Source organism: Rossellomorea sp. GCM10028870 (assembly GCF_042666755.1).
GTDB lineage: Bacteria > Bacillota > Bacilli > Bacillales > Bacillaceae_B > Rossellomorea.
The window spans coordinates 1,249,789-1,270,154 of the sequence record NZ_JBHTGN010000001.1 but is presented as its reverse complement, the minus strand read 5'-3'; the positions used below and the strand labels follow the sequence as shown (position 1 = coordinate 1,270,154).

The 20,366-nt window shown below is 39.7% G+C and carries 20 protein-coding genes; 14 read left to right on the top strand and 6 right to left on the bottom strand.

Translation table 11 applies throughout. The features are described from left to right. Positions 1 to 9 precede the first annotated feature (9 nt). Entirely contained in the window at positions 10 to 429 is a 420-nt protein-coding gene (gene arsC, locus ACFQWC_RS06665; RefSeq protein WP_341357908.1) for an arsenate reductase (thioredoxin), read from the top strand. 206 nt (positions 430 to 635) lie between these two features. Here arsC and ACFQWC_RS06660 read toward each other — a convergent pair whose 3' ends face one another. From ACFQWC_RS06660 to ACFQWC_RS06650, 3 genes are all read right to left on the bottom strand, one after another. Next, positions 636 to 2,243 carry a M4 family metallopeptidase gene (locus ACFQWC_RS06660; protein WP_377107259.1) on the bottom strand — a complete coding sequence of 536 codons (1,608 nt, stop codon included), beginning with the start codon at positions 2,241 to 2,243 and terminating at the stop codon, positions 636 to 638. Between the two features lie 397 nt (positions 2,244 to 2,640). Beyond that, complete coding sequence (locus ACFQWC_RS06655; RefSeq protein WP_299741202.1) at positions 2,641 to 3,855, bottom strand: S8 family peptidase; 1,215 nt, start codon at positions 3,853 to 3,855, stop codon at positions 2,641 to 2,643. 485 nt (positions 3,856 to 4,340) lie between these two features. Beyond that, positions 4,341 to 5,156: an STAS domain-containing protein gene (locus tag ACFQWC_RS06650; protein ID WP_341357909.1), complete on the bottom strand. Its 816-nt coding sequence runs from the start codon at positions 5,154 to 5,156 to the stop codon at positions 4,341 to 4,343. 443 nt (positions 5,157 to 5,599) lie between these two features. Here ACFQWC_RS06650 and ACFQWC_RS06645 point away from each other — a divergent pair, with 443 nt between their 5' ends. Beyond that, on the top strand, positions 5,600 to 6,157 hold the full coding sequence (locus ACFQWC_RS06645) for a GNAT family N-acetyltransferase (RefSeq protein ID WP_299741204.1): 558 nt from the start codon (positions 5,600 to 5,602) through the stop codon (positions 6,155 to 6,157). Positions 6,158 to 6,229: 72 nt separating this feature from the next. Here the strand turns inward: ACFQWC_RS06645 and ACFQWC_RS06640 are convergent, their stop codons facing one another. After that, entirely contained in the window at positions 6,230 to 7,798 is a 1,569-nt protein-coding gene (locus ACFQWC_RS06640; RefSeq protein ID WP_377106630.1) for a sodium/solute symporter, read from the bottom strand. Continuing rightward, positions 7,795 to 8,163, bottom strand: coding sequence for a hypothetical protein (locus ACFQWC_RS06635; RefSeq protein ID WP_299741206.1), 369 nt, complete (start codon positions 8,161 to 8,163; stop codon positions 7,795 to 7,797). The genes ACFQWC_RS06640 and ACFQWC_RS06635 overlap by 4 nt, the downstream gene beginning before the upstream one ends. A 239-nt stretch (positions 8,164 to 8,402) precedes the next feature. Between ACFQWC_RS06635 and ACFQWC_RS06630 the strand changes: the two genes are divergently transcribed. Continuing rightward, a complete protein-coding gene (locus tag ACFQWC_RS06630; protein WP_377106628.1) occupies positions 8,403 to 9,632 on the top strand; it encodes a helix-turn-helix domain-containing protein in 1,230 nt (409 codons plus the stop codon). Positions 9,633 to 9,770: 138 nt separating this feature from the next. On the opposite strand, the gene ACFQWC_RS06625 is transcribed toward ACFQWC_RS06630, so the two are convergent. Beyond that, complete coding sequence (locus ACFQWC_RS06625; RefSeq protein ID WP_299741208.1) at positions 9,771 to 10,316, bottom strand: GNAT family N-acetyltransferase; 546 nt, start codon at positions 10,314 to 10,316, stop codon at positions 9,771 to 9,773. A gap of 325 nt (positions 10,317 to 10,641) precedes the next feature. Here ACFQWC_RS06625 and ACFQWC_RS06620 point away from each other — a divergent pair, with 325 nt between their 5' ends. From ACFQWC_RS06620 to ACFQWC_RS06570, 11 genes are all read left to right on the top strand, one after another. Continuing rightward, positions 10,642 to 10,908, top strand: coding sequence for a CD3324 family protein (locus ACFQWC_RS06620; protein WP_299741209.1), 267 nt, complete (start codon positions 10,642 to 10,644; stop codon positions 10,906 to 10,908). 175 nt (positions 10,909 to 11,083) lie between these two features. Further along, the gene (locus ACFQWC_RS06615) at positions 11,084 to 11,722 is read left to right on the top strand and encodes a FusB/FusC family EF-G-binding protein (RefSeq protein ID WP_377106625.1); all 639 of its coding nucleotides are present in this window, start codon (positions 11,084 to 11,086) and stop codon (positions 11,720 to 11,722) included. Positions 11,723 to 11,884: 162 nt separating this feature from the next. Further along, positions 11,885 to 12,955: a dual-specificity RNA methyltransferase RlmN gene (gene rlmN / locus ACFQWC_RS06610; RefSeq protein WP_299741211.1), complete on the top strand. Its 1,071-nt coding sequence runs from the start codon at positions 11,885 to 11,887 to the stop codon at positions 12,953 to 12,955. Positions 12,956 to 13,400: 445 nt separating this feature from the next. After that, the gene (locus ACFQWC_RS06605; protein WP_377106623.1) at positions 13,401 to 14,447 is read left to right on the top strand and encodes an ArsR/SmtB family transcription factor; all 1,047 of its coding nucleotides are present in this window, start codon (positions 13,401 to 13,403) and stop codon (positions 14,445 to 14,447) included. A 14-nt stretch (positions 14,448 to 14,461) separates the two neighbouring features. After that, positions 14,462 to 15,688: an MFS transporter gene (locus ACFQWC_RS06600; protein ID WP_299741213.1), complete on the top strand. Its 1,227-nt coding sequence runs from the start codon at positions 14,462 to 14,464 to the stop codon at positions 15,686 to 15,688. 180 nt (positions 15,689 to 15,868) lie between these two features. After that, on the top strand, positions 15,869 to 17,233 hold the full coding sequence (locus ACFQWC_RS06595) for an NAD(FAD)-utilizing dehydrogenase (RefSeq protein ID WP_299741214.1): 1,365 nt from the start codon (positions 15,869 to 15,871) through the stop codon (positions 17,231 to 17,233). 552 nt (positions 17,234 to 17,785) lie between these two features. Continuing rightward, positions 17,786 to 18,070, top strand: a complete 285-nt coding sequence (locus ACFQWC_RS06590) for a hypothetical protein (RefSeq protein WP_299741215.1) — start codon at positions 17,786 to 17,788, stop codon at positions 18,068 to 18,070. 49 nt (positions 18,071 to 18,119) lie between these two features. Beyond that, the gene (locus tag ACFQWC_RS06585; RefSeq protein ID WP_377106620.1) at positions 18,120 to 18,581 is read left to right on the top strand and encodes a DinB family protein; all 462 of its coding nucleotides are present in this window, start codon (positions 18,120 to 18,122) and stop codon (positions 18,579 to 18,581) included. Positions 18,582 to 18,616: 35 nt separating this feature from the next. Further along, positions 18,617 to 19,351 carry a hypothetical protein gene (locus tag ACFQWC_RS06580; protein WP_377106618.1) on the top strand — a complete coding sequence of 245 codons (735 nt, stop codon included), beginning with the start codon at positions 18,617 to 18,619 and terminating at the stop codon, positions 19,349 to 19,351. Between the two features lie 63 nt (positions 19,352 to 19,414). Further along, positions 19,415 to 19,606, top strand: coding sequence for a hypothetical protein (locus tag ACFQWC_RS06575; protein ID WP_148993760.1), 192 nt, complete (start codon positions 19,415 to 19,417; stop codon positions 19,604 to 19,606). Between the two features lie 304 nt (positions 19,607 to 19,910). Further along, positions 19,911 to 20,345, top strand: a complete 435-nt coding sequence (locus tag ACFQWC_RS06570) for a MarR family winged helix-turn-helix transcriptional regulator (protein ID WP_377106616.1) — start codon at positions 19,911 to 19,913, stop codon at positions 20,343 to 20,345. Positions 20,346 to 20,366: the final 21 nt, after the last annotated feature.

Sequence of the window (20,366 nt, the reverse complement as noted above, 5' to 3'; positions counted from 1 at the left end):
TCGATTATTATGTCTAAAAAAACACTATACTTCTTATGTACAGGTAACTCATGCCGCAGCCAAATGGCAGAAGGTTGGGCAAAGCATCATTTAGGAGAAGAGTGGGATGTGAAAAGTGCAGGTATTGAAGCGCACGGATTAAATCCTAATGCAGTAAAAGCAATGAAAGAAGCGGGTATTGATATTTCAAACCAAACTTCTGACATTATCGATCCTGAAATTTTGAACAATGCGGATTTAGTCGTCACTCTTTGTGGTGATGCAGCTGATAAATGTCCAATGACCCCTCCTCATGTCAAGCGTGAGCACTGGGGCTTTGATGACCCGGCAAAAGCGGAAGGAACGGATGAAGAGAAATGGGCATTCTTCCAACGCGTTCGTGATGAAATCAGCGATCGCATCAAAACATTCGCTGAGACTGGGAAGTGAACAGAAATAGAGGGACTGACCTCATGGCATTCTTTAATGACCTGCCCAATAGGAAATAGCGGCTGTTGTTAAGGTCTTCCTAAATAGAATAAGCCTGTTCTGGGTGCTTTTTGTACTTAGTAACAGGCTTTTTTTGATGATGAATGAACAATTTCCAACGAAGAAAACCAGCAAAGGACAAAATCCCTGCTGGTCTGGCAAACTCTTTAGTTAATTCCTACTGCATCAAATGATAGCTTCACAGCATTTACTTCTGCAGACGTGCTTCCATATAAATCGGTTGCAGACTGGACAGCTGCAGCTCTTGCCTGGCTGAAGGTTGAGGAAGCTGTCAGGTACACTGTATTCATACGGTAATAAATATCCCCAAGCTTTTCACGGCCAATTCCGGGAACGATTATTCCATAATGATTACCACCTTCACTTAATAGGTAAGCCTGCTTGTTGATAATTCCACTGTTTGTATGAACACCTCCATTATCCCCTGTACCGGTATAACGTTTAGAGTAGTGGTCAGGGTCACCATATTTAGCAGGGTTGCTCATGGAGCGGAGGGCATCACCGGATGTGCCAGGTGTATAAATATCTTCCCCAATCTCGAAATCCGGATTCGATCCATTCTCGTATTCTACCAATGTTCCAAAAATATCTGAAATCGCTTCGTTTAAGGCTCCCGATTCGTTCTGATACACAAGGTCAGAAGTAAAGTCTGTCACCGCATGAGTTAATTCATGGGCCACAACGTCGATGCCTCCTGAAAGTGGGGCAAATGTTGTGCCATCCCCGTCACCATACACCATTTGAGATCCGTTCCAGAAGGCGTTATTGTAGCCGCTGCTGTAGTGAACTGAAGAGACCAGGCGTGCGCCTTGATTATCATAGGAATTACGATTGTAGTTATCCTTATAGAAGTCATACGTGACACCTGCGAAATAATGAGCATCAACAGCAGGAGCATCATATGAAGCATTTAGTATATTATCGCTATCTGACCACAAAGTGCCCGGTAAGAAGAATTGAGGGAAGAAGGTACGGTTGTTCATGTTGTATGTATACACACCATTGCCCCGGGTATTATCCTGCAAATAGTACTTGCCACTTGAAAGGGTTGTGTTCAACGGTTTTGTGTCACCTATTACGCCCTTGCCGGTTCCTACTTGATTTGTTCCGCTTACTTCATGCATGTCATTGTATTTATTTAATATCTTTCCAGATTTCGCATCAATAAAATAGTTCCAGTTACCAGGAGACGGTTCTAAATAATTCAGGTTTACGAAATATGCAAAGGAAGCAGAATCACCATCTGTGTAGACGACCAGTTCCGGTTTAGCCTCTTTCTCTAATTTTGGATCGATTCCAAGATCTTTCTTAGCGATCGTTAAGGCTTTTTTCGCGTTCACTTTCCTATTTGATAAGGTGATCTTTTGATCCAGGTCAGCTACGACAGTACCGGAAAAAGCTTGAAGTGTACCATCTTCCTTTACGACTGCTGACTGTGTGGACCCCCAAACAGGTACCCCATGGTAAGTTTGCTGAATGCGAACGACTCTATTTCCAAGTTCATCATTTTCAACAGTCAACACCTTGAACTGCTCGTCCGATTTCTCATCAGAAAGCTTGAATTTTGCCTTGTTCTTCTCTAAAAAGGAAAGAACGATGGTCTCTGCCTTTTTTCCGGATGGAGCAGATAATAGTCCCGAAACAAATTCCGGTGTTCCTTCTTTTTTATTCATTTGAAAGAGAGCATTTTCCGATGGTGCAGCTAAACTCCCAGTTGCCATCATTCCAGACAGTAGACCGACGGATAACCCCATGCTAATGATTTTATTCTTTCTCAAACCGATTCCTCCTCTTTTTTTCTAAAAATTCTGTCAAAAATAGAGTATCATAGGTAAGAAGAATACGGTATTGAGAAAATGCAGGACTTTTTGAGGGTGTAGAGTAGACAACTAATGGTCCTATTCAGGAAAATTTTCATAAAAACGAAACTTTTTATAAGATAAAATACTTTTATTTAAATTTGGGGCATATTTCATATAGTCGGTCGGGTTATAAAAGGTGAGGGGTTTAGTCCAGGCCATCCAGGAGATTATCAATCTTGTTAACTTTCAAGTCTCATAGCATTTGACTTCTTTAATTTTGTTGGGGAAGTAGATTCAATAATTGTAAAACACCCCTCAACCAATAGGTTTAGGGGTGCTTTACTACTTATTAGTATCTTACAGCATCATAAGAGTTAATTCTTCCGTGCTGGAAGTAAGAACCTGTACCGCTGATCGGATCAGCCGTTTGTTCAATCGCTTGACGGATCTGAACATTGTTTCGTCCTTGCCCTGCAAGTAATCCTGCTAAACCTGCAACGTGAGGGGAAGCCATCGATGTACCTGACATGTATGAGTAGCCATTGTTAGGTACGGTAGAAGCAATGTCAACTCCAGGTGCGGTTACATCCACCCATGTTCCATAGTTTGAGAAAGAAGCTTTACGGTCTCTGGAATCAACTGCTCCTACAGCAATTGCGTTAGGATAAGAAGCTGGCTCAAACGTTGTTGATACTCCGTCATTTCCAGCAGCGGCAATGACGACGGATCCTTTGTTCCAAGCATAATCAACTGCACTTTTTAACGTTGTAGTATTACAGTCACAACCCAGGGAAAGGTTCAGAACTTCTGCGCCTTGATCTGCAGCGTAGCGAATACCTGCCGCGATATCATCAAGCGATCCACTTCCGTTAGCGTCTAATACACGAACGGCAAGTATCTTTGTATTAGGGGCCATACCGGCAACCCCGGTTCCGTTGTTCGTTTCAGCAGCAGCCGTACCAGCTACATGTGTACCATGTCCGTTTAAATCCATTGGATAATAATCATTGTCGACGAAATCATAACCACGAATCGTCTTACCATCTAAATCAGGGTGATTGTAATCTACACCTGTATCAAGAACGGCGATTTCCTGTCCGCTGCTCCCGCGTGCAAGATCCCATGCACTAGGTGTATACGTGTTTTGGGGTCCGTATTGATAGCCTTGGTAGTAATAATCATTTGGGGTCCAGGTAGCCGAGAAGGTATAGTTCGGTTCTGCGTATTCTACATTTGGGTTTTTGCTTAATGCTTTTACAGTTGCTTCAACATTTCCTACTTTTAATACCTCAAATGGCTTTTTCGAAGTATCTTTTTCCTTTACTGCAGATGCATTCACTTTTTTAAGGGTATTTCCTTTTTCAGACTTGGTCACACCATCTTTGAATTTAACAATAACTTCACCTTTTACATAACTGCCTTTTTCAAGGCTTTTATTGACAGATGTCTTCTGAGGAGCTTTCTCGAGAGGGTTTTGATCTTGTGCAAAGGCACTTCCTCCGAAGCTAGGGACTAGAGCAAGTGATGCAGCTAAAGATAAAGCAGCAATTTTTTTAAACTTCATAATAGCATTCCTCCGTTTTTCTTTTTTGAATGAATGTGGTTCAACGACAAATGAATTGAGTGTCAAAACGCCTGCTTGCGAAAATACCCCCTTTTATGAAATTTCACAAGAATTGTTAAGAATGTGTGAAAGAAAACTATGTATATGATTCTTGCTAACTAGGATTCTAGCAAACCCTTCAAAAAAAAAGAATAGGGCGAAAATTCAGTATTTGTAAATATAAGGAAAGTGAATCAAAGCAAATACAAAAAACACCTGGAATCAAGAAAACTTTCCTCAATACTCCCTAAAAAACAAAAATGCCCATAGGAAAACAGTCACGTATTTTCCCAACATCAATTTTAAAATTATTGAGGAACGGACCTGTTTTTTAATGGAAATAGATGGAGGAGGATAGTCATCAAGAAGGAGGGGGCGGAGGGCAACATCATTAATATGAAAAGGACTTCGGTGAATGAAGTCCTTTCTTTCATGCATGATCATTTTTAATGAGCTTCTACTGCTTTATTTAATGATTGATAGATTTTCATATTTGAAATATTTATACCCATCTGGACAAATTCGATACTCATTTCTGGGCGCATTCCCGATAAAATCGGCTCGATTCCAAGTAATTTAAGACTATCAATCAACTTCATGATACCTTGTTGAAACAAAGGATTCACTTCATACACACCGGATAAATCGATGATAAGTTTATGAATGGAAAGCTTTTTGCACTCCAGAAGGACATGCTCTGCCATCATTTCTCCACGTACTTCATCCACTTGACCAATGAGAGGCAATACTGCCAAGTCGGAGAAGATGGGAACGACTGGAGTGGATAGGGACAAATACTTCTCTTCGGATATTTTCAGCTGCTCTTCCGCATACTCACTATAAGCTTCACAGAAAGCAGAAATCATTGTGGTGAATGTGTGATCGATATCATTCGTGATTTGAAGTAAGGTTTCTTTAGATATTGCTGCTTCATTGTTCAAAACGATATCTTCTAAAATAACTTTTTTATATAATGAAGATTTACTTATGGACATCTGCAAAGGCACCCCTTGTCCTGAAGCAAGTCTTCCAACTTCTTTTCCCCACTGACTTGATTTATCTAAGTTATTTTCTCCCCTTAACAAGCCTTCACCTATAAGTTCGATAAGCTGCTCAAAATAAGGAAGGCTTTCAGTTCTTCTTGCTTCTATGTAATGTGTTGGATAAGAAGCTATAAGATCTGAGAAAATGGTATTGGCGACTTCATGTTTTCTCTCAATCAATTGATTACCAATTGATGTAGTAATTGTGTGGTGAGTCATTTTTCTCCTCCAGGTGTATGATTTTCCTTTATTATAAAGTATTATTAATTTTTAGTATAGGCTGGAAAGACTAGAGTAATAGTATACCAGGTATATTGACAATAAGATGTCATCACCTTATAATTTCATTAATTTAAAAATTTTCCAATTAGACGATGAAGAGAGAATCATAATGAAGAAATTGATGAACAGAGAGCTCTATTAGCTGAAAAAGGGCCATCATGATCATTATGGTAAAAGACTTGGAGTTATGTATGAAGCTATTTTACTCAGTGAATACATCGGGATCTCCCGTTATAGAGATAGGATATACGTATATCCGAAAAGGTTGGTATGGTGACATGTCAACGAACTGAGGTGGTACCGCGAAAGACATACTCTCGTCCTCAAGAATTATTTCTTGAGAATGAGAGTTTTTTATTTTGATAAAAGGAGTGTTTTATATGAACCCTGTATTACTTGAAGTTCAACCAGTGTTAGAAACGGAAAGATTAGAACTACGAATGCCTCAGCCAGGTGACGGCAGAGCAGTGAATGCAGCCATCAAGGCTTCTCTATCTGAGTTGAAACCTTGGTTAGGATTTGCACAAAATGAGCCTTCAGTGGAAGATACGGAAACAAACACCCGTGAAGCTCACGCGAAATTTTTAACAAGGGAAAGTCTGAGGTATCTCATCTTCCGAAAAGATACAAAGGAATTTGTCGGTTCAACAGGCTTTCATAACATCGATTGGAGTGTACCTAAATTCGAAATCGGTTATTGGATTGATACAAGATTGAGTGGGCATGGTTACATGGTGGAAGCGGTTGGGAAATTGACCGATTTTGCTTTAACCGAATTAAAGGGAAAGAGAGTAGAGATCAGATGTGAATCCACAAATGCGAGGAGCAGGGCGGTTCCTGAAAGGCTTGGTTATATGCTGGAAGGGATTCTGCGAAATGAGGATCTTTCGGTAGATGGGGAACGGTTAACGGATACGTGTGTTTATGGGAAAATATAAATAGATGAAGCATGGTCTTCATTAAGACCATGCTTCATCTATTGTAACCGTCTTTTTATCAACTACTTATATTTAAGCAGCTTCGGATTCTTTAGAATGAACTTTTTTCATGAATTCGTTTACATCTCCAGGTACTCTGCGATCGATCTTTGAAACGATATACACAGAAAGGAATCCAACCGGCACCGTTATTAATCCGGGTACATTAAACTGTAGAAATTCAGGTAGGGTAGTTTTAAAGAAAATCATGTACATAGAAGCAATTAGACCTATAACAAGACCGGCAATTGCACCTTTCTCTGTCATACCCCTCCACCATATACCCAGGATGAAGATTGGTGTAAACGTACTCGCTGCAACAGTAAACGCCAATGCCACCAGATGGCCGATGGAAGCTTCTTTTACCATTAGACCAAGAGCACCGTATAGAATACCAAGAATGATAATCGAAACCTTTCCGGCTAAAACACGTTCTTTCTCTGTAATGTTTTTTCGGAAGAATGTTGCATATAAATCATGCGCCAATGCACCGGAGCTTGCAATGAATAAACCAGAAAGGTTTGAAAAGACGGCAGCAAATGCCCCTGCAATAACAAGACCAAGCAGCCACTCCCCACCAAGGGCCTGGGCAGTAGAAGGAACAACCATATTGTTTCCTCCGGCTAAAAGGTCTTTCATAACACCTGGATCTGTGTCTCCGCTTAGAAAAATCGAGCGCCCGACCACTCCGAGATATACGGCAAAGAAAAAGAATACACTTGCAATACCTATTGCCATAAGAGCGGACTTACGAGCTGCTTTAGCACTAGGGTTTGTGTAGAAACGAAGCAAAATATGCGGAAGTCCAATCGTACCGAGTGAAAGTCCGATGGTCATTGATATGGTTTGCCAGAATGATGGAAAGTAATTACCGGTACCTGTCCAAGCAGCACCATCAAAAGGTATATCCTTTCCATCAGTAGTAAAACCAGCAGTTCCTGAAATAACCCCTTTAAATTCATTAATCGAAGCCAGGATTTCCTGGTAATGGAGTCCACCATAGATAGCAGCACCAACCATAAGAAGAAAGGCACCAAGACGAATCCATAGTTCGAGAGCCTGGTTAAGTGTAGTACCCTTCATACCACCGGTTCCAACGTAAAAAATCATGACAGAACAAGTGAAAATGATACCAAATTCATAGCTTGTCCCAAAGAACATACTTAAAATTTGCGCAGCACCAAGTAACTGTGGGGCTGCATAGAAGCCTGAAATGGCTAAAACCACAGCAACAGCTGCGAGGCGTGCACGTTTGCTGTGAAAACGATACGCTAAAAAGTCTGCCACTGTATAGGCGCCGAATCGACGAAGTGGACCTGCTACGAAAATAGCCAAAAGAGTCAAACCGATAGAAAAGCAAAATGCATAATAAGCTCCATCATACCCAAGCTGATAGGTTAAACCGGCAATACCAAGAAATGTGGCTGCGCTTAAATAGTCTCCACCTATAGCTGAACCGTTAGTAAACCAGCCAAAGCTTCTACCACCAACAAAATAATCAGAAGCGGTAGCATTTCTTTTTGATAAATAGGTGATATAAACAATCGTCCCCATTAAGAGGAGCGTTAATAGGAATTTTGGTTCTAGTAAAACACCCATCAATTGATTCTCCTTTCCTCAGAAGATGTGCTGGAGTGAGTGGGAATGTGGCGATGATTCTTTAAACGTTTCTCATAAAGAGTAGTATGTACATAGGCAATGATGAAAGCCATCGCCATGGCCACGATACTTGTGAAAAACCAGCTATACGTCATACCACCCCACATACGTGAGAACATAAAACCATCTGCATACCAATTCAATATCGGGATTGATAAGATAAAAACATAATAAAATAGCGTAAGTTTAATTCCAGTACTGAATTCACCCTTCATGATTTTTCTTGTTTCCGGATCGAGTGGTTCAAGTTCGCTGACATCTATAGTGTCTGCAGCAACATAGTCATATTCTGAATACTCTCCAGCCATTAAAGACCCCTCCTTAAGGTTTGTGCTTTTGCTGATTATTGATAACTGATTACTGTCCTCCTTTACCAATAAGATAGTATAAAATTGATTTTACGATATAAGAAGAATATATACCTTACAATAAATTATCAGAAATATACAAATATTTAATATAATCTAATTTTTATTCTATAATTGAAACTAGAATAAGACATCATTATGTATCATAGAAAGGCAGGATATAAGCCAAAGTGTATTCAATGAAGCTAGTCGTAAAAGATCAAATGGAATATGAAAAGCTGGAAGACTGGATTACCGAAGAATTTATGGGAAGCATTGCACTGGTGGAGGAGGAAGTGAAACCGTCTCATATACATATAGCAATTTTTGAAGTAAGCACATGGCTTGATTGGGTAAAAATACATCGATTTCAAAAACGTCATAAAGAATGTAAAATCATTCCTTTACTGGAACCATCATTATTATATACTTCACCCCTTGCAATGGAGTTAAAATTAAGCAGTTTACTAGTCAAGGCTGTAAAGAAACATAAATTCATTCGAATGTTAAAGCAAGTTATAGGGGGTATTTCAAGTGAGGGTCATATATTGAATAGTGATAATGTCTTGGGTCATCATCCGGAACCAAAGAAAGGGAACCACACGTTTCCTTTTCAAGAAGCATTTTTACGAAGATTACTTTCTGGGGAAATAAATTCTGAGGAGGAATTGATTCAATCCCGACCTCTCTTTCCAATGGATGGGCTGCCAAATGTGGTGTGTTTTATTCAGGGGTTCACTAGATGCACATCCTGGAAAGAAGAGCAAGAGTGGCAAGCATCTATGGTTATTCAAGGTCATTTAAGAAAGCGCTTTCAGGAAGAAGGGGTTTCTTTTCTATCATATCGTAAACACTTACTAATGCTCATTCGGATTCCTTCAAAGTACGGATCCTTAAAACACTGGAAACAAGGGGAAGCCAGAATACTTGATGCGATTGGGGAATTAGAAAGGGAGTATGGGATCCATCTTTATATTGGTGTAGGATCCATCTATCGAGAACCACTTCTCCTTCATCATTCATACAGGGAAGCATATAAAGCACGGCGTACGTCACCATATGAGAGACTAACCCTTCGTTATTATGAAGAAATCACAAAGGACCAGCAGATTCAAAAATGTACGGACTATATAGCTCATTGTTGTACAGATAATCTTTCAATAAAACAAGTAGCTGAACAGATTAATTTTAGTGTACCGTATTTCAGCAGGATTTTTAAACAAGAAACAGGACGGAATTTTGTTGAATATGTCACCTTTGTTCGTCTTCAGCGTGCTGTGTGGCTTTTGCGTCATACCAACCATACAATTGAGTATATTGCTGAAGAGCTTGGTTTCAATACACCTAATTATTTTAGTGGTACGTTTAAAAAATATGTAGGGCTTTCTCCAAGAGAATACAGAGGGACGGAAGAAATTATTTTTATTTAATACGGCAGGGTAGGAATCGATCCATTCATATAAAGCTTTGAATATGGGTGAGGCAATTTAGTCTTACCCTAGGTTGTGTGTGAAGATAATAGAAGGGCGATTTCAATGAGGAGTATCGCCCTCGGAAAGATTGGCTCCTTAAGACTTAACCCAATCTCTCCTTAATAAACTATACGTTACAAGATCCTCATAATGATCATATAGCCATTGTCCATCTCTAGAGATTCCTTCTTTGGTAAATCCTAATCGTTTCGGGATGTCGATGCTTTTCTTATTGTTGATGGCACATTGGATTTCTACCTTGTTGAGGCCCATTTCAATAAATAGATAGTTTAATAGAGAGGACACGGCTCGGGTAATGATCCCTTTTCCTTGTGCTTCTTCCGAAAGAAGGTAACCAATACTGGTGCTCTTGCTTTTCCAATCAATATAATGCAGCCCGATCATGCCGACTAATTCCCCTCGATAACGTATCCCGGCATCGAATCCGTTATTATCCGCGTAATTCCGAATCCAAAGGGGGATGATCGGTTCTAAATCCTGAGGAGACCGGCGTTTATCAACCCATAGAAGCCACTTGCGAAGATGATCCCGGTTTGAATCAATCAGTTCGTATAACTCCTCTTTGTGATGCTGTTGAAATAGCTCGATCGAGATTTCTTGATCTACTGTGAATGAAAACATGGGAACAACTCCTTTAAGATATTTAGAAGATTATACCATATGTTGTGTTTTTAGGGAGGAGTCAAAGTAAGGCTGTTTATCATAATGTGATTCAACCGCATTTGTTTTATAATAGAATAAAATGAAGGAGACCTTAAAGGAGGTGGTGACATGGTAATGAGAACAATCTTGCCAGAGTCCCAAGCGTCTCATGCAAAGCCTATTATTAGAAAGGCGATACTTTGCATGGGGTGGACGCTGACTGATCGCCCTTAAAGTACATTTCTAGTAAGTCGGCTTTGCACCTTATTTACTTTATTTATCAGAAAATAAGGGGCTGACTGAAATGAAATATGTAAAAGCGGAGAGTGTTTTACCACAATCCCTTCTTGTTGAAATCCAGAAATATGTACAGGGGGAAACCCTTTATATACCTAAACCTAAGGTGAAATACCGAAAATGGGGCAGCCGTTCTGGTAGTAGAAAAGCAATTGATGAACGAAATGTTAAGATCCAAGAGGATTTTTTGAATGGAAAGACGATTCAAGAATTAGCCGCTCATCATTATCTTTCACCAGAAACAATTAAGAAAATCGTGTACAAAAAGCGCTGATGTTTATGTCAGTGCTTTTTTATGTATTGTTTGATTCTGAACCAAACTCAACATATCTTTCTGCCATGAATCGTTATATATTATTAATGAGGTTGCACGGAATGCCCGTGCTCCTTGACTCATCTTGAACATACCATTTAAGATGATGAGACAAATGTTTCTAGGAGCGATTAATATGGAACCATTTATTCGAAATGATCAATATAATTTCATTGCGTATCAGACTCAGGTGCTGATCAATGGATATTCAACAGTGAATGATCTAGGTGTACTTCAAGCGTTGAAAGGACTTGTGAAAGATAAGGTGACAAATTTGTTTGATGGGTTGTCTCAAGCTCAACAGGACATACTTGATCCAATCGGGGATATCAGTGATACTGACCACGCGGAGGATTTATTAATTGGATTAAAGTCTTATGTGATTCCATTTCCATCTGTTTCTGATGCCTCATTGAAAAAGTTATTCCCGAAAGTGAAAAAGCTAAAGACACCTGATTGGGCAAATATCGATTTCAGGGATCTCTCCTATTTAGGCTGGAATGATTACGGACAGGAGCGAAAATATATCGTTGCTGAGTATGAAGGTAAATTAAAAGGATTCAAAGGTACCTTCAAAAGCAGCAGCAAAAAAGGAATTTGTACGATTTGCAATAGCTTCGGAAGCATCGGGTTTTATATGTCTGAATCGAAAACGTCATCTCAAGGAACCTTTGTGAAGAAAGGAAATTACATCTGCCAGGATAGTGATGAGTGTAATGAAAAGCTCAAAGACAAAGAAAAATTGGATGATTTCATTCAAAGGATCAATCATTAGAAGGATGCGCTGGGCAGAGTCTCGGCGTATTTTTTCATTGTATTTATACTATATTACGGAATTCCAATTCTTCTCAACACTTATAAATCCCTTGAAACATTGCCATACTTTAAGTAGTATAGATAAGTAGAAAATTGTAGAGTTTCGAAATGAGGGTTTTAAATGGAAAAGAAATCCATATATGGATTAACATTAGATCAACTGACAACATGGCTGGTCGAGCACGGTCAAAAGAAGTTCCGTGCGGCTCAGGTATGGGATTGGTTATATAAAAAGAGAGTGACAAACTTTACCGATATGAAGAATCTGAACGCTGACTGTGTACAGTTGCTCGACGATCACTTCTATCTTCATACACTCACTCAAGAGGTTAAACAGGAATCTAAGGACGGCACAATCAAATTCTTGTTCAAACTTGAGGATGGTAACCTAATAGAAACAGTTCTTATGCGTTTCAATTACGGACTGAGTGTATGTGTGACGACTCAAGTCGGATGCAACATCGGTTGTACATTCTGTGCGAGTGGACTACTCAAGAAGAACCGGGACCTATCAAGCGGTGAAATTGTTGAACAAATCATGAACGTCCAACATCACTTGGATGAAGCAGGAAATGGAGAACGAGTCAGTCATATCGTTGTAATGGGAATTGGTGAACCATTCGATAACTACGATAACATGATGGACTTCTTCCGGGTGGTGAATGACCAAAAAGGTCTTTCCATCGGAGCGCGTCATATCACCGTATCAACAAGTGGTCTGGCAGATAAGATTTACAAATTTGCCGACGAAAACATTCAAATCAACCTGGCCGTTTCCTTGCACGCACCAAACAATGAATTGCGTACGAAGATTATGAAGATCAACCGTGCATACCCGTTAGAGAAATTAATGCCAGCTATTGATTACTATTTAGAAAAAACAAATCGACGCATTACCTTTGAGTATATCTTGTTAAGTGATGTGAATGATCATAAAGAAGAAGCCATTCAGCTGGCCAAACTGCTGAAAAACAAGCGTCACCTTTCTTATGTGAACTTGATACCTTATAACCCGGTTGACGAACACAACCAATATCAAAGAAGTACGAAAGAAGCGATTGTCGAATTCTACGGTACATTACTTGAACATGGAATCAACTGTGGGGTCCGAGTGGAACAAGGAACGGACATTGATGCAGCTTGCGGTCAGTTAAGAAGTAAGCAAATTAAAAAAGACAAAGTGAAATCTTAATACTTTTTTAAATGAAGCACATGAATTCCTGAGTGGAATTTGTGTGTTTTTTTGATTGTTGAGACTGAATATGAGATTCTATTCCATATTTTGTTAAAATACGCAATTAACCACTATTTTGGCGCAATTCCACTCGATCCTGACGCAATTTCCGTTTAATAGACGCAATAAAATTAATTTTGACGCAATTAAGAAAGAAAACGACGCAATTCTTCTATCGAACGACTTTAATATTAATGAATGCCAGTACGAAAAGCCATATTTGGTAACAACAGCTAATAATCACATAAGATTTGAGTCATTTTATCCAATAAGCAGCGAAGAAACAATGTTTTATTAAAAATATGCTACTTTTCCAGAAAATATTCAACATATGTTGAATTTATCGTTCTATAAATATAGAATAAATGGTAGGAAGAAATTTTTGGGATTGAGGTGTTCCAATTTGGATGTATTCCATACGACCAGCCGAAAAAGAGAGACATACGAAGTAAGAATTGAGGCTTCTCTTCTTTGGGAATGCGCTTTGGGGATTGCTGCCATCACAAATACAAGGCTTATCGATACGTTTGAAAAACCAAAAGAGTCATGGGACAAGTTAATGAGATCTTTATCTGAACCGTTGATAGGGGATTTGAAATACGCTGAAAAGAATAATACCTGGAAATCCCTACTTCTCTTGTTGCATCAAAAAGAGTTTCGGGATTTATCTGAATTTATCATGTTTCTGGATGGGTTGGAAGATAAAAGACTAAGATTCATCTGCATTCCATACATAGGGATGAAATTTCAAGAACTTCGAACGCATGCTTCAGAAGGAGATGAGTCATCAAGAAACAGATTGAAAAAGCAGACAGAGGATAACCCGTTTTTTCCGGATTATATTGAATTCATCTGCACCACAAATGTTCATGACCTTAGGAACCACCTGAAGAGTGTCATGACCGGGTGGTATAAAGAAGTGATCATTCCTCATAAAGAGACACTATCTCAAATACTGGAAAGGGATAAACAATCCAAGGAAAAGATGAGTGGAAATCTAAAGTCCGAAGCGTTAGTAGAATGGGCAACGGGAGGTATCACTTATTTGCCCGAGCCAAGAGTGCATACAGTTTTGTTGATCCCCCAATCGATTTATCGTCCTTGGAACGTAGAAGGAGATGTTGAAGGAGTCAAGGTGTTTTATTACCCCGTAGCCAATGAAAGCATTTATCCGGATGATAAGGATATGCCAAGCTATTTTCTGGTCCAAAAGCATAAAGCCCTTGGGGATGAAGCGCGCCTCAGAATGGTGAAATTGCTGAAGGGGTCAGATCGTACACTTCAGGAAATCACGAATGAGCTGAACATGGGGAAGTCGACGGTCCATCATCATTTGAAAATACTCAGGTCCGCAAGGCTGGTCGAAACTCTGGATGGGAAGTATCGCCTGAAGGAGAATGCGGTTCAATCTTTATCGAATGAATTAATGCAGTATTTAGCCGAGGATTAAAAGGGGGAAATGATATGGGTGAGCGTGCGGTCAGACTAAATCAAGTGGAAGATTTCCCGCCCTTAAAGAAAAACTATCCTGTTTTCCGATTCATGGGTGGGAATCTGATTTCATTTTTCGGAGATCAAATCTATTTAATCGCAATTCCTCTAATGGTATTATCCCTCACTGGATCACCTGTGAGTATGGGTATTGTGGCGGCACTTGAACGTCTGCCGATTCTATTGCAGCCCTTCGCCGGTATCATGTCCGATAAATTCAACCGGAAGCACCTCCTGCTTTTATGCGATCTAGGAAGATGTTTACTTGTCGGGATGATTGGGGTTCTATTTATCTTGAAGGTACTGGAGATGTGGATGGTATATCCCATTGTGTTTGGTATCGGATGTTTAAGCCAAATATACAATACATCTCAATTTGCTTCAGTACCAAGCCTGGTGAGAAGAGAAGACCTTCAAGCTGTGAATTCACTAAATTCCGGGATATTTAATTTAGCGGTCTTTCTGGCACCAGGTTTGGGAGGGCTGATTATATCCTTTTTGAATCCAGGATATGCCCTGGTAGTGAACAGCGTCAGCTTCCTGGTATCTTTTCTTGCCATTGCGAGTCTCCGGATGAAGATAAATGAGAGAGATTTATCAAGGCATTCCATATGGGGAGAGATCAGGGAGGGATTTGAATTCGTTGTAAAGACCAAGCCAATCTTGTACACCAATCTAGCCATGGTATCTTCTGTGTTCGGAACTACATTGTTTCTCACATTACTGGTATTTCACTTAAAAGATTCCATCAGTTTAAATACGGTCATGATTGGTGGGTTATTATCAATGGGTGGAGTAGGTGCCATTCTTGGCGCGGTTACGTCAAACCTTTTTCGGAAGCGGTTTTCTTATCGGAGCATATTATTTACGGCCTCTGTCATTGGAGGACTTTCGATTCTCTATTTCGGGCTGGCAGAAACCTATTTCTGGCTTGTGACCATGAACGCAATAGGGACCTTTTGTGCTTCAATGATGAGTCCTTGTATCATCACAATCCGGCAAACGCTGACACCAGATCACTTATTGGGAAGGGTGCAGGCTACAAGCCGCCTCATGACTTGGGTATCCATGCCCCTCGCTGCATTCCTAGCAGGAATATTGGCTAAAGAAATAGGTACAGATCTGACCATCGTTCTAGCTGGAGCCATCTCGACACTTGCTTCCATTCCATACCTTCATCACAGTTTGAAAGATAAATAGAGGGACGGACCTCCCACAACTCTGTTTTATGGTACGATGGAAATGGAGACCACATTGGTGGGGAGAATTCAGATAGAATCACTGAAAGTCAATTGAATGAGAAATTAAAAAAGATCGATTTTAACCGTTTTAATATAAAGTGGCATAAGCACGATTACAACTAAGAAAGGGGAGCAGAGGATGCAATCGAATCATTATGACATCACGATCATCGGAGCAGGAGTGAGCAGTGTGTTTCTCGCTTACACCTTGATGAAGCACAATGAACATATCTCCATCCACATGATTGATCTCGGCAAAAAGCTGAGTGAACGTACATGCGGTTTAGATGATGGGCGCGTGTGTACGTGTGAAGGAGTGTGCAGTAAATACATTGGGTTTGCGGGTCTTGGAAAATCAGAGGGGAAATTTAATTACACGAATGATTTCGGAGGAGAGCTCGGCAGGAAAATCGGAGACCAAACCACACTTGATTTGATGAAGGAAGTAGACGATATTCTCTGTGAGTTTGGCGGTGACATCATCCCGTCCTATAGCACGAAAAATGATACGCTTTCAAAACGAGCCAGTATGGTGGACGTGAAGGTTCTTTCAACTGAGGTCCGTCATTTAGGAACACGTTTAGCGAGTGATATTTTTCAAAGAATGTATGAAGTGCTCAAAAATCACATTACGTTTAGTTTTGAAACACGAGTTGAGACAATTTCAAAACATGATGCGGGCTTTCACTTGAAAGCTAATAGCGTTGACTTTACGACAGAGAAATTAGTGATCGGTACAGGAATGAGCGGCAGCACGTGGATGAAAAAACAAGCAGCATCACTTGGACTTTTTCCAGGAAAGACACGTCTGGATATGGGGGTTCGGGTGGAAATGAAAGGTGATCAGCTTCAATCGATATTAGAAGATACGTTTGAAACGAAGCTGAAAATCGAAAGGCATTCATTCAGCGCGACGACCTATTGTATGAATCCGCGAGGGAGGATCATACGGAAGCACCAGCATGGCGTAGTGATGCCTGATGGACAAAATGCCCGTGAAGAAGATATACCAAGTGCAAATTTGAACTTCAGTTTGTTCGTTCCGCGTTATTTTCATTCCCATGGTGAGGCAATGGACTATGCAGTGAGCACTATAGGAGGGATCAATCAAGGAAAAGAGCGGATTGTCGTTCAGAGATTGGAAGATTTCAAATTACATAGGAATACAGAATCGCTAGAGGGGAATCTGGTAGATCCGTCCCTCAAAGCGGAATGTGGGAATCTTAGGGAAGAGGTTCCGGAATTATATAGTATTGCGCTTAAGGAATTTTTTGCTTCTTTGGAAAGCCTTATTGGGGAACCGATACACCATGATACGCTTCTTTACGGGTTGGATGCGAAGTATTATGAACCGAAATTACCGACGGATAAGAACTTTGAAACAGATGTGTCAAATCTGTATCTTATTGGTGACTGCTCGGGGGAAACCCATTCCTTATCGCAGGCAGCTGCAAGTGGTATTTATTTGGGGAAACATCTGGGAGATAGGGTTTTTACCAGTTAATAATATATTTGGAATAATTTGAAACCTTTCTGTTTGTTTTTTCGTATTACTAGAAAAGAACAGGCAGAAAGGATTTTTTTATGGGATTGCGAGTACAAAAAAACATTTTGGAATATGAATCGATTGTAGATAATCATCCAAAAAAGGAGATGAGTATGTACTCGCTCATTCGTTTATTGGGAATTTTTAATTTGTTGGGTGGGGATTCATGTTCTTCTCTATCCATCTGGATCTCAATCATAAATTTGAATGGGTTCGTGTGGAGGGCATTCATGTAGATGGGAAAATGATGGGAGAATTCTTTTTATGTCTGATCACGGTAGGATTCATATTTTTGGATTGTTATATTTATATTTTAAAAAAATGTGGGGAAGAACGTTTTTACTGATCACTTTGTTAAGTCTGGGAGTAATCAATGGCATCTTATTTTTCCTTTCACTTAAATCTTTCTAAGCTGAAATTGAGGGGATCATCTATGAATAGAGGCAAGCCCCTTTTAAGTTGGGGGGGCCATTTGGATGCGTATATTAAGAGGAAATAAGGAGGGGTTTTTTGTCTGATTGGGGCGTCTTATTTCTGTTCTTCATGATCATTATGGCGATTTTAGCTTTCACCAACTTTATGGTTATGAAGCTGGCAGGGAAGAATAAAAAGAAGAGAATTTGGTATGGAGTCGTATGTTTACTTCTCACACCCGTGGTTTTTATCCTGACTGGTTTATCCGTAAGTCCATTTGATCCTTCTGGTTTTGGAACAGGCATGGTCATGATGATATACGGGACTTTTTTTGCATTGAATGCCATAGGAATCATTGTGGTTGGATTGTTCACTGAATAAGGAAGTACGGCTTTAAGAATTCTTAAAATACAAAGGAGAGGTTGAGGGCATGTTAGAACTTTTTTCTTATAATTGGCAAATACGGGAAGAATGGTTTGATTGGTGCAGGGAAATTGATCCGGATGAACTGACGAAAGAGCGTATAGGCGGGATGGGGAGCATCCTGAAGAATCTCTTTCATGTAGCGGACTGTGAGCAAATTTGGATGAATCAATTACAAGGGAAACCCGTGATGAAAAAGGATTTACATACTATTTCGACACTTGACGAAGTCATTGAGTTTTCAGGAACGACCAGGCAGCAAACGGAAAACTTTCTGTCATTATGGACTCCCGCCTATGGAAAGAAAGAACTCAATATGACATCAAGGTCAGGTAAAACATACCTACTTACATACAAAAAAGTTATGCAGCATGTAGTGACCCATGAGATCCATCATATTGGTCAATTATCCGTGTGGGCAAGGGAAGTCGGAAAAAAACCGGTGTCGAGTGATTTTATTTTCAGATGATGAATATGTAGCAGATAGAAAAGGAGGACTATACATTGAATAAACATCAAAAGCCATTCATCGAAAAAATAAAAATCATTCAAGGTAACGACTATGCGACCATTGAGAATACGAATGATTTGACCACTGTAGAACTGAAAGAACTCGTCAGTTACCTGGATCAGACAACGCCCTATCATTCCCTATCTAACTTGAAGATTCTTGTGAATCAAACATTCTCCCGAGAAGTGGATGAGTATCTAGAGGGAAATGGATATGACCTGGTTGATGAATTTGTGACTGTGCATAAAAAGCTTGAGAAGTCGGAAATCAAACACTCTTTTACATTGAAAAATTTACATATGATTTCAGAAAAAGAGTTTGCTCATATTTGGATGCATTCTATGGAGGGCTCTCTTAATGCTCCATCTCGTTTAACTATGCCAGAACAAATGAAAAGTGTCGCAATCGAACTGGGTGACAGCTATAAGGATTCCTGTATTGCGATTTATGAAGGTGATCAGCCAATTGGCGTCATGATACCACATATAGAACCGGGCACGGTAGATGAGGGAAGGCTGTTTTATTTCGGATTGATTCCTGATGAAAGAAGCAAGGGAAAGAGCAAGATTCTACATAAACTGGCACTTAGTCTGTTAGCTAGTGTGTTTCATGCAAAAAAATATATTGGGGGGACGAGTAAAAATAACGCTCCGATGATCCGGACATTTCTTGCCAATGGGTGTGAAGTGAAGGATGTGAACAGGGTATTCCTTAAGAAATCCCTTTAGTACTGTGATAAGCAATGTTATACTTGATGAATTGTTCAACTAGAAAAGGGGAGTTAAAGCCTTATGAAATATATGAAATCACAAATGAAACTGTTAATCAAAGATAATAAAGAATTGCAAGCGCGCCTGAAAGTATTGATGGATGAGATGAATTTAGAGCGTACATTTGCTCTTAAAGCATTGTATCATTCAGAGGTTGCAGAAGGTGGAAAATACCAGGCTGCCTACCAAGCGTTAGACCAACCAAAGGAGTAAGTCTTTTTCTGTGAAATTCCGTATGGTAAATTCACACAAATGACATAATTAGTGTTTTTATAGTGCATATAGACGGCAAGGTAAGAGAGGAGATTCCCTCATTACCTTGCCTTTTCCTTTTTCATTCAGAAAAAATCTCCTGTTTTAACTCATTTCAGACTTTCCGCATTTGTATGTAGGATTCCTTCAAAATCATTAGGGTTTTCTCCCAAGAACTATATGTTTGACTTATAAAACCTTATGTATTATATTAATTGACAGGTCAATGATTGACCCCTCAATTAAAGTGGAGGAGGAGGATGCTTTGTCCAACTCGTGTCGTGAAGAAGAGAAGATAATCGTTCAATTAAATGATATATATAAGCAAATGAGTCCTAAGTTTGAGCGCTGTACCGGAATTAGTCAGTCTCGTTTGGATCTTTTGCACAAGTTGTTTGAAGTGGAAGAAATCAGTCAAACGGCTCTACAAAGAGAAGTGAATATTGATAGTGCAGCCGTGACGAGACACTTAAAGCAGCTTGAAGGAAAAGGGATGGTCTCCCGCCGTAAAAATCCTGATGATAACAGGTTTACATTTGTCCGGCTGACAGAGGAAGGCCGTCAGAAAATAGAAGCTTATCGTGAAGAGAAAGAGATCTTTATCTCTAAAGTTTTTAAAGGCTTTACAAAAGAAGAACGTTCGGTTTTATCCGACATGCTTAATCGTATTCAGGATAATGTTCAGGATATTGAATACTAAATTTTACTCATAAAGGAGAAT

Coding starts and splice junctions, on each gene's coding strand:
- ACFQWC_RS06645 (WP_299741204.1), top strand. CDS start 5,600: ATGAACCCTGTATTACTTGAAGTTCAACCAGTGTTAGAAACGGAAAGA.
- ACFQWC_RS06625 (WP_299741208.1), bottom strand. CDS start 10,316: ATGTTTTCATTCACAGTAGATCAAGAAATCTCGATCGAGCTATTTCAA.
- ACFQWC_RS06660 (WP_377107259.1), bottom strand. CDS start 2,243: ATGGGGTTATCCGTCGGTCTACTGTCTGGAATGATGGCAACTGGGAGT.
- arsC (WP_341357908.1), top strand. CDS start 10: ATGTCTAAAAAAACACTATACTTCTTATGTACAGGTAACTCATGCCGC.
- ACFQWC_RS06650 (WP_341357909.1), bottom strand. CDS start 5,156: ATGACTCACCACACAATTACTACATCAATTGGTAATCAATTGATTGAG.
- ACFQWC_RS06585 (WP_377106620.1), top strand. CDS start 18,120: ATGTTAGAACTTTTTTCTTATAATTGGCAAATACGGGAAGAATGGTTT.
- ACFQWC_RS06600 (WP_299741213.1), top strand. CDS start 14,462: ATGGGTGAGCGTGCGGTCAGACTAAATCAAGTGGAAGATTTCCCGCCC.
- ACFQWC_RS06595 (WP_299741214.1), top strand. CDS start 15,869: ATGCAATCGAATCATTATGACATCACGATCATCGGAGCAGGAGTGAGC.
- ACFQWC_RS06615 (WP_377106625.1), top strand. CDS start 11,084: ATGGAACCATTTATTCGAAATGATCAATATAATTTCATTGCGTATCAG.
- ACFQWC_RS06630 (WP_377106628.1), top strand. CDS start 8,403: ATGAAGCTAGTCGTAAAAGATCAAATGGAATATGAAAAGCTGGAAGAC.
- ACFQWC_RS06635 (WP_299741206.1), bottom strand. CDS start 8,163: ATGGCTGGAGAGTATTCAGAATATGACTATGTTGCTGCAGACACTATA.
- ACFQWC_RS06655 (WP_299741202.1), bottom strand. CDS start 3,855: ATGAAGTTTAAAAAAATTGCTGCTTTATCTTTAGCTGCATCACTTGCT.
- ACFQWC_RS06575 (WP_148993760.1), top strand. CDS start 19,415: ATGAAATATATGAAATCACAAATGAAACTGTTAATCAAAGATAATAAA.
- ACFQWC_RS06620 (WP_299741209.1), top strand. CDS start 10,642: ATGAAATATGTAAAAGCGGAGAGTGTTTTACCACAATCCCTTCTTGTT.
- rlmN (WP_299741211.1), top strand. CDS start 11,885: ATGGAAAAGAAATCCATATATGGATTAACATTAGATCAACTGACAACA.